Genomic DNA, 13,662 nt, shown 5'->3' with positions numbered 1-13,662 from the left:
TAAACCGGTACCTGTACGGTGTCCTGTCTGGAGTATGCAAAATGACCCGCCCGAAGACCCTGCTCGAAATGGCCGGTGCCGCCGGCATCCCGGTGGCCTGGGAAAAGTCCACCCTTCTGCTGGTCGATCACCAGAATGAATATCTCGCCGATGGCGGCCTGCCGCTCACCGGCATGGACGCGGCAGTGGCCGAGATCGGCAGGCTGCTGGCGGCAGCGCGCGCCAATGGCGCGCCGGTCGTGCATGTGCGCCATCACGGCCGCCCGGGCGGCGCGCTGTTCAACCCCGAGGGTCCGAAGGCTGATTTCATTGCCGGCGTACAGCCGAAGGATGGCGAGCGCATCGTCACCAAGGGTCTGCCCAACAGCTTTGCCAAGACCGATCTGGATGCGGTGCTGAAGGATCTGGGCCGCAGCGATCTGATCATCGCCGGTTTCCAGACCCATATGTGCATCAGCGCCACGGCGCGCAGCGCCATCGATCATGGCTATCGCGGTGTGGTGGTGGCCTCGGCCTGTGCCGATCGCGATCTGCCCGATCCGACCGGGGCCGGCACGATTGCGGCGACCGAGATGCACCGCATTACGCTGGCGGCGCTGAATGACCGCTTTGCGCTGGTGATCCCGGATGCGGCGGCTATCGCGGCGCGGGCAGCGGCGTAGCGTTCACGCCGCCGCGCGGCGCGGCATCCATCGCAGGCACCGGCATCACGCCGCCACCGGTGGCGGATGGCCGCGCCCGTGTACGGCGGTCGGCCGGCAGCGTGTCCCACACGCGGTCGGCCTCGGCCACGTTCAGCTTCTGATCACCCGGCCGGCAGGCGCGGCTGCGATACAGCACGCTGCGGCCGGGGAAGAAGCACCATGAGGCCTCGGCCAGCTGCGCGCGCTGTAGCAGCTCGGCCTCGTCGCTGTTGATCCAGCGGCTGCCCGGCGGGCAGCTGGGCGCCTCGAAGACATGGCCTGAACTGTCGTTGTAGCAGAGCGCGAAAATGCCTTCGCCGACGCGCGCTTCGTTGCTGCGATAGGGCTGGCTGGGCGTGCCACCGGGGCCCGATGGCGGGGTGTTGGATTGCGGCACGGCGCCCACTGCGCCGGCCGTGGCCGGTGCCACGCTGCGGGACGGTGCCGCTGCGATCTCCGGTGCGCCACGGCCGGCGACCGGCGCACGCTGGGTGGAGGCCTGGAACTGCTGTGTGGCCTGATCGATGCCGATGGCGGCATAGCCGGGCGCACAGCGACCGGTCTGGCTGGTGTAGAGCAGGCCGGTCTCGGCACTGAAACACGGCGTGCCGGCGCTGCTGCTGGTATCCACCGGCCGCTGGCGCGCATCGCTGCCGCCGCCGAAGGTGCGGTACAGGCTTTTGTTGAGGTCGCGCACGCTGGTCTCGACGCCGCAGCCGGTCAGACCGGCGAGCAGCAGCAGAGCGAACGCAACGCGGGTCATGGTGATGATGTTATCCGCGGCCGCGATAGGAAGCGACGCCCTGGTCCGGCAGCCACAGGTCTGCCGGCGGCTTGCCGGTCTGATAGAACACATCGATCGGCATGCCGCCGCGCGGATACCAGTAGCCACCGATGCGCAGCCAGCGCGGCTGCATCGCGGCGACCAGGCGCTTGGCGATGCTCACCGTGCAGTCTTCGTGGAAGGCGCCGTGATTGCGGAAGCTGTTGAGGAACAGCTTCAGCGATTTCGATTCAACGATCTGCCGGTTAGGCACATAGTCGATCACCAGATGGGCGAAATCGGGCTGGCCGGTCATCGGGCACAGGCTGGTGAATTCCGGCTGGGTGAAGCGGATCAGGTAGGTGACGCCCGGCTGCGGGTTGGCCACGGTTTCCAGCACGGCCTCGTCGGGGCTGGCCGGCTGCCTGGTCGCATGGCCGAGCTGGGTGAGGCCGGCGGCCGAGGCCGCGCGTCGGGTCAGGGCGGGAGCGGGGGTCTTTTTCGGCTTTTTCATAGGTTCCTATCTGCCACAACAATACCTTGATTGCATCCCTGTGCCGCCACGATCCGGCATCAGTGTTTCACCTGTGCCGGCCATGAGGCATCCGGGCGGATGCACCGGCCAGCACTTTTGCCCCAGGAGGCATACAATGACTCTGCGTTTCAAAACTCTTGCTACCGCCATCACCGTTGCCAGCGCGCTGGCGCTCGGCGCCACCGGTGGTGCCTTTGCCCAGACCGCCAGCCCGGCGACCCCCGCGACCCCGGCCCAGCCGAGCGTGTCCGGTGCCGCCACGCCGGCCACGCCGGCGACGCCCACGGTAGGCCAGACCAAGAAGGCCGAGCACAACAAGGCGGATGCGTCCAAGGTCGATGCCAAGAAGGCCGAAACCAAGGCCGATCTGAAGAAAGCCGATGCCAAGAAGGACCAGGCCAAGAAAGATGTGGCCAAGAAGGATGAGAAGGCCCGCGACGCCAAGAAGGCGATCAACTGACGCCGTGGCGTCAGATCAGAATACACCGGGGCCCCCGTTACAGGACGGGGGCCTTTTTTCTTGGTTCCTGGAGGAATTCGAAGTCTAAATTTCCACCCCTGAGAGTGGTTGAGGCGCCGGGCCGGCCGTGCGATTCTGCCGCCATGACACGCCCTGTTTCCGTATCCGGTGCCGGTTTCGAGCCGCCCAGACTGGTGATCTTCGACTGCGACGGCACTCTGGTCGACAGCCAGCACCACATCGTCAGCGCCATGCACAGCGCCTTTGCCGCCAACGGCCTCGGCCTGCCCGAGCCCGACAGCGTCCGCCGCACGGTGGGGCTGCCGCTGGAGGTGGCGATCGAGCGCCTGCTGCTGCCCTTCGGGCTGAACGCCCTCGGAGCGGTTGTCGAGGCTTACAAGGTGGCGGCGGTGGCCCAGCGGCTTGAGCCCGACCATGAGGAGCCGCTGTTCCCCGGCCTGGTGCCGGTGCTGGACCGGCTGGAAGCCGGCGGCTTCCTGCTCGGTGTCGCCACCGGCAAGGCGCGGCGCGGTCTGAATTTTACATTGGCGACACATGGCCTGACCGAACGTTTCGTTACCCTGCAGACCTGCGATGTGGTTCCCGCCGGCAAGCCCGCACCCGACATGGTGTTGCAGGCCATGGCGGAAACCGGGGCCGTGGCGGCCTCGACAATCGTGGTCGGCGATACCACTTACGACATGGAGATGGCGCGCAATGCCGGCGTTCCGGCCATCGGCGTGGCCTGGGGCTACCATGACGAACAGATTCTGCTCAAAGCCGGGGCAGTAAAGATAATCAAAGACTTCGGAGAACTTCCGGATCTGGCGGTCGAACTGACGGCCCGGTCTTCTTCAGCTGCCTGAGGGAGGTGCCGCATGCGTATCGTGAAATGGGGTCTGGCGATCCTTGTACTGTTGATCGCGGCGGCCGTGGTCGCGGTGCTGACTGTGGATGTGAACCGCTTCAAGCCGCAGATCGTCGCCGCCGTGGAAGAGGCGACCGGCCGCAAGCTCGACATCGCCGAGAATATGAAACTCAGCTTTTGGCCGCTCGGCATCGGCGTGAAGCGGGTCAGCTTCGCCAATGCCGCCTGGGGCACCCGGCCGCAGATGGCCACCATCGGCGAGTTCACCGCGCAGGTGGACTTGATCGCCCTGATCGGCGGTCAGGTGAAGATCGACAGCCTGGTGCTGAATGATGTCGACCTCCTGCTGGAGAAGGATCGCCAGGGGCGGGCCAACTGGGATTTCGCCGGCCAGAAGCCGGCCCCGCATCAACAGCCCCAGACACCGGCACCGGCCGCGCAATCGGGCAGCGGCAGTATCCCCACCATCGAGAATGTCTCGCTGAAGAATGTGAAGCTGGCCTTCCGCGATGCCCAGACCGGTGCCCACAACGATGTGACGCTGGCGGAATTCACCGTGAAGCAGGCCAGCGGGGGTCAGCTTGTCACCAAGCTGGTCGCCACCGTGGACGGCAATGCCATCACGGCGGATGGCACGCTGGGCAGTCTGGAGGAACTGATGGCGCCGAGCCGGCCCTGGCCGGTGAAGATGACGGTTACCCTGCCGGGCGCCAAGGCCAGTGTGGAGGGCAGCATCGCGCAGCCTATGCAGGCCAAGGGACTGGCACTGAAGCTGAGCGCCGAGGCGCCTGACCTGGCCAAGCTGGCCGCGCTGGCGGGTGCCACCGCGCCGGCGGTGCCAATGAGCCTGCAGGCCGAGGTGAAGGATCTCGGGTCGCAGCGCTATGGCCTGAGCAACATCGCCATGAAGATCGCCGACAGTGACCTGGGCGGCAGCGGCGAGATCTCTCTGGCCGGCGCGAAACCGGCGGTGAAATTCGATCTGGCATCGAAGAGCATGGATGTCACCCAGCTGATGCCGAAGGATGGTGCAGCCAAGCCGACCGCTACCGGCGGCGCGCCGGCCGCTGCAAAACCGGCGGCGGCGCCGAAATCCGACGGCCGCCTGTTCAGTGCCGACCCGCTGCCGCTGGATGGCCTAAATGCCGCCGATGCGGTGGTGGCTTACAAGGCCGAGCGGTTCAAGGCGCCGATGCTGGAGGCGCAGGGTCTGGCCGTCAATCTGACGCTGAAGGATGGCGTGCTGAATCTCAAACCCGCCATCGCCAATCTCGCCAGCGGCACCCTCAGCGGCGACATCACCGTCAATGGCAAGGCGAAGTCCATGACCGCCAAGCTGGATGGCAAGGGCGTGGTGCTGAGCGACTATCTGCAGAAGAACGGCATCACCGATGTCGTGCGCCGCGGCGGGCCGACCGATCTGGTGCTCGATGTCAGCAGCAGTGCCACTTCCATCCGTCAGATGATGGCGGGCCTGAATGGCAAGCTGGTGCTGAAGGTGGGCGAGGGCGAGCTGAAAGAGGAATATGTGCGCGCCGCGCTGCCGCGTCTGGCCGATGCCGTGGGGGCGCTCAGTCGCGCCACGGCCAAGACCAAGCTGCATTGCGTGGTCAGCGGCCTCGATTTCAAGAATGGCATCATGACGCCCAAGGCGATCCTGGCCGAGACCGGCAGCATGACCATGACCGGCGACGGCACGGCCAATCTGGGCACCGAGCAGCTCGACCTGCGGCTGGTACCGTCCTCGCGCGATACCGGCCTGGCTGCGGCGCTGCCGCCGGTGCGGGTGCGCGGCAGCTTTGCCGATCCGAGCTTCACGCCCGATACGGCGGCGCTGGCCAAGGGGATGATCGGGGCCGCTGCCGGCTTTGCGGCGCTGGGTCCGCTGGCGCTGTTGTCGCCGGCGCTGGGATCTGGCGGCGACGATGCCGCCACCGCCTGTGCCAAGGCCGTCGCTCTGGCCGAGGGCCGGCCGGTGCCGCAGTCTTCGGCCAAGCCGGCAGCAGACAGCGCCCAGCCGCAGCAGGAACAGAAGCCGCTCGACAATCTGCGGCGCGGGCTGGGCAACTTGCTGGGCCGCTGACCCGCCGCTATAAGCCGGCGTCATGAAGCGTTTCTACAAGACCGCCACGGCGGAGCCCGATGGCGATGGTGCCGTGATCCGTCTCGACGGCCGTCTGCTGAAGACGCCGGCCAAGGCCGAGATGCGCCTGCCCACACTCGCACTGGCGGAAGCCATCGCGGTGGAGTGGGCGGCCCAGCAGGACGAGATCCGGCCCAGCACCATGCCGCTGATGCAGCTGGCCGCCACGGCAATCGACCGCGTCAGTCTCGATCCGCGCTATGCCACCGACGATGTGGTGCGCTACGGCGGCACCGATCTGCTGTCCTACCGCGCCACCGAGCCGGCGGCCCTGGCCGAGCGTCAGGCGGCGGAATGGCAACCGCTGCTCGACTGGTTCCGCGACCGCTACGATGTGCAGCTCAACGTCACCAGCGGCATCATGGCGGTGGCGCAGCCGGCGGAATTGCCGGCGCGGCTGGAGCGCATCTGCGCCGGCCTGGACCCCTACAGGCTGACGGCCCTGCATTGGGCGACCACCAACACCGGCTCGGTTGTGCTGGGGCTGGCCCTGCTGGACGGAAGGCTGGATGCCGAGGTGGGCCATCGCATGGCCCTGATCGACGAACTGCACCAGGCGGAGCGCTGGGGCGAGGATGCCGAGGCGGCAGCCCGGCGCACCGGATTGCTCGCCGATCTGCAGGCCATCAGGCGATTTCTCGGATTGTTACGCACCAGTAACTAGGCATGCCGCCGCTGGCTGCAAACATGATTCGTCAGCGAAGCTTTACTACCCTGCTGCGAATCCGCTGCTATACTCCCTGTATACGGAGACTCAATGTCGGCCGGGGGGTCCGACATGGCAGCGATAGACACACCCAAGCGACAGCGGCCGAAGGTTGGCTACGGCGAGCTGTTGGCCACCATTGCCGACCATGAAAAATACCGCCAGCGGTTGCCCGGTGGTAAGCGGGCTATTTTCCAGTTCCGCGACCTGTCGCATCTGACCATGGCGGGTTCCGATCTCTCGGGTGCCGACTTCACCGGCTGCAACCTGCAATCAGCCAATTTCTCCGATACCAACCTGAGCAATGCCGTGCTCTACGGCGCCGATCTGCGCGGCGCGGTGATGCATGGCGCGCGGCTGGACCGCGCCGACCTGCGTGGCGCCAGCCTGCGTGGCGCCGACCTGACCGGTGCGCGGCTGCAGGATGCCGACATGCGCGATGGTGTGATTGCCGAGCGCGATATCAGCGGCAACATGCAGCTGAAGAAACCCGATCACGACGCCGTCGATCTCGGTGGCGCGCGCCTGGTGGCTGCCGATCTCACCGGCGCCAACATGACCGGCGTGGCGGCCGGGCGCACCGACTTCACCGATGCGGTGCTGGTCAACTGCGTGCTGACCCGCGCCAACCTGACGGCGGCGCGGCTCGAAGGCGCCAATCTCTCCGGTGCCGATCTCAGCGGCGCCAACCTCAAGGACGCCCAGATGCGCGGCGCCGTGCTGGTCGGCGTCAAATTCGAGAACACCATGATGACCGGCGCCGATGTGCAGGGCGTGCTGGACGACAAGCTGCGTGGCCGCCCGCTCGCCGAACTCGGCGTGCCGATCGAGGAAGCCTTCCGTCTGTATCGCCTGTGGGTCGAAACCGGCGGCCGTCAGGGCCGGCTGTTCGATTTCAGCCGGCTAGACCTGCGCCTGATCGGTGCGCGGCCCGGCCTGGTGCTGACCGGCGCGACCATGGACGGAGCGGTGCTGCAGGGCCTCAATCTGGAACGCGCCTCGCTGCAGGGCGCCAAGCTGGCCGATGCCGATCTGCGTGACTGCAATCTCTGCGGCGCCGATCTGCGCGGCGCCAATCTCTCCGGCGCCCAGCTCACCCGCGCTGATCTGCGCGATGCCGATCTGGGCCCGCTGATCCTGGGCGGCGACCGCTCTTTCCCGGCCAACCTGATGCGCAGTCTGCTGCGCAGTACCGATCTGCGTGGTGCCCGGCTGAAGCAGGCCTGGCTGGATGAGGCCGATATGTCGCGCGCCCTGCTGGAAGGCGCCGACCTGACCGAGGCGCGCATGCCGCAGCGACAGGTCTGACCGGCGCGGGTTATCCTCAGCCAGCTTATATATCAGCCCCGATAAATCCTCCTTATCGCAGGACTTTTTGCACTGCAGCGCAAGCTATTTTGCCGCGCCGCGCGATATGCTATGGCGGTTGTCACGGCCCAGTCATAGAGCGCCAATACGGGGAGTTTCATGCAGGACATTATCCGGCAGTTGGAAGAGAAGCGCGCCCAGGCCCGCGCAGGCGGCGGCAAGAAGCGTATCGAGGCCCAGCACGCCAAGGGCAAACTGACCGCACGCGAACGGCTTGAGCTGCTGCTCGATCCCGGCTCCTTCGAGGAGTGGGACATGTTCGTTGAACATGACTGCACCGATTTCGGCATGGCCGAGCAGAAGGTGGCCGGCGATGGCGTCGTCACCGGCTACGGCACCATCCATGGCCGCCCCACCTTCGTGTTCAGCCAGGATTTCACCGTGTTCGGCGGTTCGCTGTCGGCCAGCCATGCCGGCAAGATCTGCAAGATCATGGATACGGCGATGAAGGCCGGCGCACCGGTGATCGGCCTCAACGATTCAGGCGGCGCCCGCATCCAGGAAGGCGTCGACAGCCTCGCCGGCTATGCCGAGGTGTTTCAGCGTAACGTGCTGGCATCGGGCGTGGTGCCGCAGATTTCCGTCATCATGGGCCCCTGCGCCGGCGGCGCGGTGTATTCGCCGGCGATGACCGACTTCATCTTTATGGTGAAGGATTCGAGCTACATGTTCGTCACCGGCCCTGATGTGGTGAAGACGGTGACGCAGGAGGTGGTGACGCAGGAACAGCTCGGCGGCGCCATCACACATACGACGAAGTCTTCCGTTGCCGACAACGCCTTTGAGAATGACGTCGAGGCATTGGCGCAGACCCGCCGCCTGTTCGACTTCCTGCCGTTGAACAACCGCGAGAAGGCACCGCATCGCGAGACCTGGGATCCGGTCAACCGCCAGGAAGCCTCGCTCGATACCCTGGTGCCGCCCAATCCGAACAAGCCCTATGACATGAAGGAGCTGATCGAGAAGGTGGTCGACGAGGGCGACTTCTTCGAGATTCAGCCAAACTACGCCAGGAACATCCTCACCGGTTTCGCCCGCATCGGCGGCCAGACCGTGGGCATCGTCGCCAACCAGCCGATGGTGCTGGCCGGTTGCCTGGATATTGACAGCTCGCGCAAGGGCGCGCGTTTCGTGCGCTTCTGCGACTGCTACGACATTCCGATCGTCACCTTCGTCGATGTGCCCGGCTTCCTGCCCGGCACGGCGCAGGAATACGGCGGCATCATCAAGCACGGCGCCAAGCTTTTGTTCGCCTATGCCGAGGCGACGACGCCGAAGGTCACCGTTATCACGCGCAAGGCCTATGGCGGCGCCTATGACGTGATGGCCTCCAAGCATCTGCGCGGCGACGTCAATTACGCCTGGCCTTCGGCCGAAATCGCGGTGATGGGTCCCAAGGGCGCGGTGGAGATCATCTTCCGCGGCGAAATCGGCGATGCCGACAAGATCGCGGCCCGCACCGAGGAATACCGCCAGAAGTTCGCCAATCCCTTCGTCGCCGGCCATCGCGGCTTCATCGACGATGTGATCATGCCGCACAATACGCGCTTCCGGATTGCCCGCTCGCTCGCCATGCTGCGCGACAAGAAGCTGGAAAATCCCTGGAAGAAGCACGACAACATTCCGTTGTGAGATCAGAGATCATGGCTAATAAATTGTTCGACAAGATCCTGATCGCCAACCGTGGCGAGATTGCCTGCCGCGTCATCAAGACCTGCCGCAGGCTCGGCATCAAGACCGTGGCGGTCTATTCCGATGCCGATGACGGCGCGCTGCATATGCGCATGGCCGATGAAGCGGTGCATATCGGCCCGCCGGCGGCGGCCGAAAGCTATCTGGTGATCGAGAAGATCGTTGCTGCCTGCAAAAAGACCGGCGCCCAGGCCGTGCATCCGGGCTATGGCTTCCTGTCCGAGAATCGCAAGTTTGCCGCGGCGCTGAAAGAGGCGGGTATCGCCTTCATCGGCCCCAATCCCGATGCGATCTACGCCATGGGCGACAAGATCGAGTCCAAGAAGCTGGCGCAGAAGGCGGGCGTCTCCACGGTGCCGGGTTATCTGGGCGCCATTGCCTCGACCGACGAGGCCGTGAAGATCGCCACCGAGATCGGTTTCCCGGTGATGATCAAGGCCTCCGCCGGCGGTGGCGGCAAGGGCATGCGCATCGCGCGCTCGGCCGATGAAGTGGCGCAGGGCTTTTCTTCGGCGACCAACGAGGCGAAAAACTCGTTCGGCGATGATCGCGTCTTCATCGAGAAATACATCGAGCAGCCGCGCCATATCGAAATCCAGGTGCTGGGCGACAAGCACGGCAACGTGATTTTCCTGCATGAGCGCGAATGCTCGATCCAGCGCCGTCACCAGAAAGTGGTCGAGGAAGCGCCGAGTCCGTTCCTGGATGAGAAGACCCGCAAGGCGATGGGCGAACAGGCCGTCGCGCTGTCCAAGACCGTGAACTACGACAGCGCCGGCACGGTGGAATTCATCGTCGGGCCCGACCGCAGCTTCTATTTCCTGGAGATGAACACCCGCCTGCAGGTGGAGCATCCGGTCACCGAACTGATCACCGGCATCGATCTGGTCGAACAGATGATCCGTGTCGCCGCCGGTGAGACTCTCAGCATCAAACAGCAGGATGTGAAACTGGATGGCTGGGCCGTCGAGGTTCGCATCTATGCCGAAGATCCGCTGCGCGGCTTCCTGCCCAGCACCGGCCGCCTGGCGCGCTGGCGCACTGCCGATGAATCCGCCGTCATCCGCAACGATACCGGCGTGGTGGAAGGCAGCGAGATCAGCATGTTCTACGATCCGATGATTTCCAAGCTGTGTTCCTATGGCAAGGATCGCGCCGAGGCGATCTCCACGTTGTCGGCGGCGCTGGACGAAACCTGGATCGCCGGCATCGGCCATAACGTCAATTTCCTCTCTGCCGTGCTGGATCACCCGCGCTTCCGCTCGGGCAATATCTCGACCAACTTCATCGCCGAGGAATGGCCGAACGGCTATGGCGGCACCGTGCTGCCGGAGGAGCGCCAAAATGCGGCACTCGCCGTGGCGACGCTGATCCATATCCGCAACGAGCTGCGCGCCCGTCATCTGGGCGGCAAGCTCGGCCTGCCGGAATGGGAACCCGATGCCGACTGGATCGCCACGCTGAACAAGACCGAATACAAGCTCAGCGTCAGCGATGCCGAGGGCGGCTGCGATGTCAAAGTCGGCCAAGAAGGCGGTAAGGCGGGCAAGGCGCTGAAGGTGCGCAGTGCCTGGAAGCCGGGCCAGCCCTTCTTCCGCGGCACCGTGAATGGTGCCACCGTGGTGGCGCGCGTAACGCCGCGCCCCGACGGTGCCCGCATCGTGCATGGCGGCGCCGAACTCGATATCGCCGTGCGCACGCCGGCGGCCGCCGCGCTGGCGCGGCTGATGCCCGAAAAGCTGCCGCCCGACATGTCGAAATATCTGCTCTGCCCGATGCCGGGCCTGGTGGTGTCGATTGCCGTGGCCGAGGGCGAGCCGGTCAAGGCCGGTCAGGCGCTGGCCGTGGTGGAAGCCATGAAGATGGAGAATGTGCTGCGTGCCGAACGCGACGGCACGGTGAAGAAGGTCAACGCCAAGAAGGGCGACAGCCTCGCCGTCGATCAGGTGATCCTGGAATTCGCGTGATGCTGCCCTGCGGCGACCCCACCGGTTCCGGCTAGACTTCGACCTGTCGTCGTAACAGATCGATCCATATTCAACTCAGTCAAAAGCCCGCTGATCTCAGCGGGCTTTTTTCTTGTGTATAGCTCGACAAATCTTGCAGATGTCACCGCGCTGTCATCGGCGGTCGCTAGGGCTTGGATCATAAAAAAACGACAGCCCGGACCAGAGTATGCGTATCTCCATTGCCCATCGCATCGGTGCCATCATCCTGGGTGCCATTCTTGCCATCGCCGTTGCGGTTGCGGCGGCCTTTTACGAGCGTCGCGCCGTGGCCGAGGTGGAACAGCGCGTGCAGGCTGCCAGCACATTGCAAATCACGGCTGAACGCCTGGATAAGCGCTTTCTCGCCCTGCAGCAGATGGTCGAGCGCCTGGTCGCCGGTCAGGATGCGGGCCTGGCCGATCTGCTGGTCCAGCAGGGCGCTGGCATCGCCGACGCCCTCATCCAGGCGCGCAACGGCAATCACGGCGAGATCGCCGCGCGGTTTGCCGAATTGCAGGACAGGGCGGCTCCGCTGCAGGATATCAACCGCCGCCTGATCGAGACCCGGAAGACGGTCGGCTTCGACAACAACAGCGGCGCCCGCGGCCAGTTGCTGAAGGCCGGCCGGGCATTCCAGGACAAGCTGGAAGACATCCGTGGCAAGGCCATGGGCATGACCTTCGATATCGCCAACCAGCTGACCATCACCATGCTGCAGATGCGCGGCTTCGAGGTCGCCTATGCGCTCAGTGGCGACCGGCAGGCCTTTGAGGCCGATCTGGAGCGCGCATCGGGTGAATTTCTCACCACGCTGAAATCCGCACCGTTCTTCGACACGGTCAAGCAGGAGGTGCGCGATCTGCAGGCGACCTACCGGGCGGCGGCGCAGGATTATGCGGTTGCCAACGATGACCTGATTGCCGCCGAGATCGAAGCGCGGCGGGTTCGCGATGCGATGGCGCCGCTGCTGGCGGCACTGGTGCAGCATGCCGCAGCCACGGAAATCACCGAGCGCGCCCAGGCAGAAGCCACACATGGCCAGATTGCCCTGATCTCGACCGGCATGACAGCGGCCATGGTGCTGGTGATCCTGATTGCTAGCGTGATTGTGGCGCGCGGCATTCTGCAGCCCATTCAGCGCATGACCGAGGCGATGAAAGGCCTTGCTGAAGGCCAGCTCGATATCGCCAGTCCCGATGCGGTGCGCCAGGACGAGATCGGCGCCATGGCGCGGGCCTATGAAGTGTTTCGCAGCCATGAAGCCGAGCGCCGCGCGATGGCGGCCGATGAGCAGCGTCGCGAACGCGCCCATATGGCCGAGCAGCAGGCGCAGCGTGCGCGCGAAGGCGCCATGGCGGCCGAGATCGCCGCCCTGTCACGCGCGGTTTCAGCCGGTGATCTGCAGCGGCGGCTTGATCTGGATGGCAAGGATGGCGATTTCCGCGAGGTCAGCCTGAGCATCAATCAGTTGACCGATACCTTGGCTGCCGTGATCGGGGAACTGTCCAGTGTGCTGCATGCTTTGGCCGAGGGCGAAGTCGGACGCAGCATGCATGGTGAGTATCGCGGTATTTTTGCCGAGCTGAAGCAGTCGGTGAATGGCCTGGCCCATCGCATGCAGGACTTTGCCGGCCGGCTGGGCACGGCAACCCATGCCGTGCGCGATGCCTCGGGCGAGATTTCATCCGGCGCCGAGGATCTGGCCCATCGCACCGAGGGGCAGGCGGCGGCGCTGGAGGAAACCGCGGCCGCCATGCACCAGGTGACGGCAACGGTGAAGCAGAATGCGGAGAATGCCCAGGATGCCGACCGGCTGGCCAATGCGGCACGCGTGAACGCCGAGCGTGGCGGCGAGGTGGTGGCCCAGGTGGTCGAGGCGATGGACCGCATCGAGCAGGGTGCCCGCAAGATTTCCGAGATCATGGCGTTGATCGACGAGATCGCCTTCCAGACCAATCTGCTGGCGCTGAATGCCGCTGTGGAAGCGGCGCGTGCCGGCGATGCCGGCAAGGGCTTTGCCGTGGTGGCGCAGGAGGTGCGGGCACTGGCGCAGCGCTCGGCCAATGCCTCGCGCGAGACTAAGGCGCTGATCTCGCGTTCCAATGCCGAAGTGAAAAGCGGTGCCGATCTGGCCCATGAAGCCGGCGCCAGTCTGGGCGATATCGTGCAGTCGATCCGCCAGGTTTCCGCCATCGTGGCCGAGATCGCCGGCGCCAGCCGCGAACAGGCCAAGGGGCTTGACCAGATCAACGATGCCATCGCCGGCATGGATGACATGACCCAGCGCAATGCTGCGCTGGTCGAGGAGACCCATGCCTCGGCCCGCGCCCTCAGCAGCCAGGCGCAGGAGCTGGCCGAACTGGTCGGCTTCTTCCGCCTGTCGGCGCGGAGCAATGTGATCCCGCTGCCGCTGGCGGCGGAGTAGGCGCGGGTCTTGGCTTTTGCTCCCGGGCTGC

General features: G+C 65.4%; 11 protein-coding genes. 9 read left to right on the top strand and 2 right to left on the bottom strand.

The window, feature by feature from the left end; translation table 11 throughout:
* Positions 1–41: 41 nt before the first annotated feature.
* Positions 42–662: a cysteine hydrolase family protein gene (locus AAG799_RS04670; RefSeq protein ID WP_341894640.1), complete on the top strand. Its 621-nt coding sequence runs from the start codon at positions 42–44 to the stop codon at positions 660–662.
* Here the strand turns inward: AAG799_RS04670 and AAG799_RS04665 are convergent.
* On the bottom strand, positions 637–1,446 hold the full coding sequence (locus AAG799_RS04665; protein ID WP_341894639.1) for a hypothetical protein: 810 nt from the start codon (positions 1,444–1,446) through the stop codon (positions 637–639). The two genes, AAG799_RS04670 and AAG799_RS04665, sit on opposite strands and share 26 nt — an antisense overlap.
* A gap of 10 nt (positions 1,447–1,456) precedes the next feature.
* Positions 1,457–1,960, bottom strand: a complete 504-nt coding sequence (queF, locus tag AAG799_RS04660) for a preQ(1) synthase (RefSeq protein WP_341894638.1) — start codon at positions 1,958–1,960, stop codon at positions 1,457–1,459.
* Between the two features lie 136 nt (positions 1,961–2,096).
* Between queF and AAG799_RS04655 the strand changes: the two genes are divergently transcribed.
* The 8 genes from AAG799_RS04655 to AAG799_RS04620 all read left to right on the top strand — a co-directional run bounded on the left by AAG799_RS04655 (position 2,097) and on the right by AAG799_RS04620 (position 13,631).
* A complete protein-coding gene (locus AAG799_RS04655; protein WP_341894637.1) occupies positions 2,097–2,441 on the top strand; it encodes a hypothetical protein in 345 nt (114 codons plus the stop codon).
* Between the two features lie 143 nt (positions 2,442–2,584).
* Entirely contained in the window at positions 2,585–3,307 is a 723-nt protein-coding gene (locus AAG799_RS04650) for an HAD-IA family hydrolase (protein ID WP_341894636.1), read from the top strand.
* Positions 3,308–3,319: 12 nt separating this feature from the next.
* Positions 3,320–5,392, top strand: a complete 2,073-nt coding sequence (locus tag AAG799_RS04645; RefSeq protein WP_341894635.1) for an AsmA family protein — start codon at positions 3,320–3,322, stop codon at positions 5,390–5,392.
* A 22-nt stretch (positions 5,393–5,414) separates the two neighbouring features.
* Positions 5,415–6,116: an ATP12 family protein gene (locus tag AAG799_RS04640; RefSeq protein ID WP_341894634.1), complete on the top strand. Its 702-nt coding sequence runs from the start codon at positions 5,415–5,417 to the stop codon at positions 6,114–6,116.
* Between the two features lie 114 nt (positions 6,117–6,230).
* Entirely contained in the window at positions 6,231–7,466 is a 1,236-nt protein-coding gene (locus AAG799_RS04635) for a pentapeptide repeat-containing protein (protein WP_341894633.1), read from the top strand.
* A 159-nt stretch (positions 7,467–7,625) separates the two neighbouring features.
* On the top strand, positions 7,626–9,158 hold the full coding sequence (locus AAG799_RS04630; RefSeq protein WP_341894632.1) for an acyl-CoA carboxylase subunit beta: 1,533 nt from the start codon (positions 7,626–7,628) through the stop codon (positions 9,156–9,158).
* Positions 9,159–9,169: 11 nt separating this feature from the next.
* On the top strand, positions 9,170–11,185 hold the full coding sequence (locus tag AAG799_RS04625; protein ID WP_341894631.1) for an acetyl/propionyl/methylcrotonyl-CoA carboxylase subunit alpha: 2,016 nt from the start codon (positions 9,170–9,172) through the stop codon (positions 11,183–11,185).
* Positions 11,186–11,393: 208 nt separating this feature from the next.
* A complete protein-coding gene (locus tag AAG799_RS04620; protein ID WP_341894630.1) occupies positions 11,394–13,631 on the top strand; it encodes a methyl-accepting chemotaxis protein in 2,238 nt (745 codons plus the stop codon).
* Positions 13,632–13,662: the final 31 nt, after the last annotated feature.

Origin of the sequence: Ferrovibrio terrae, from assembly GCF_943371255.1 — a bacterium.
Lineage (GTDB): Bacteria > Pseudomonadota > Alphaproteobacteria > Ferrovibrionales > Ferrovibrionaceae > Ferrovibrio > Ferrovibrio terrae_B.
Note: the sequence above shows the minus strand (reverse complement) of the source record. Positions and strands in the feature narration are given on the sequence as shown.

What these genes read in the sequence shown, in the direction of transcription:
- AAG799_RS04670 (WP_341894640.1), top strand. Translation starts at nt 42, where the DNA reads ATGACCCGCCCGAAGACCCTGCTCGAAATGGCCGGTGCCGCCGGCATC.
- AAG799_RS04665 (WP_341894639.1), bottom strand. Translation starts at nt 1,446, where the DNA reads ATGACCCGCGTTGCGTTCGCTCTGCTGCTGCTCGCCGGTCTGACCGGC.
- queF (WP_341894638.1), bottom strand. Translation starts at nt 1,960, where the DNA reads ATGAAAAAGCCGAAAAAGACCCCCGCTCCCGCCCTGACCCGACGCGCG.
- AAG799_RS04655 (WP_341894637.1), top strand. Translation starts at nt 2,097, where the DNA reads ATGACTCTGCGTTTCAAAACTCTTGCTACCGCCATCACCGTTGCCAGC.
- AAG799_RS04650 (WP_341894636.1), top strand. Translation starts at nt 2,585, where the DNA reads ATGACACGCCCTGTTTCCGTATCCGGTGCCGGTTTCGAGCCGCCCAGA.
- AAG799_RS04645 (WP_341894635.1), top strand. Translation starts at nt 3,320, where the DNA reads ATGCGTATCGTGAAATGGGGTCTGGCGATCCTTGTACTGTTGATCGCG.
- AAG799_RS04640 (WP_341894634.1), top strand. Translation starts at nt 5,415, where the DNA reads ATGAAGCGTTTCTACAAGACCGCCACGGCGGAGCCCGATGGCGATGGT.
- AAG799_RS04635 (WP_341894633.1), top strand. Translation starts at nt 6,231, where the DNA reads ATGGCAGCGATAGACACACCCAAGCGACAGCGGCCGAAGGTTGGCTAC.
- AAG799_RS04630 (WP_341894632.1), top strand. Translation starts at nt 7,626, where the DNA reads ATGCAGGACATTATCCGGCAGTTGGAAGAGAAGCGCGCCCAGGCCCGC.
- AAG799_RS04625 (WP_341894631.1), top strand. Translation starts at nt 9,170, where the DNA reads ATGGCTAATAAATTGTTCGACAAGATCCTGATCGCCAACCGTGGCGAG.
- AAG799_RS04620 (WP_341894630.1), top strand. Translation starts at nt 11,394, where the DNA reads ATGCGTATCTCCATTGCCCATCGCATCGGTGCCATCATCCTGGGTGCC.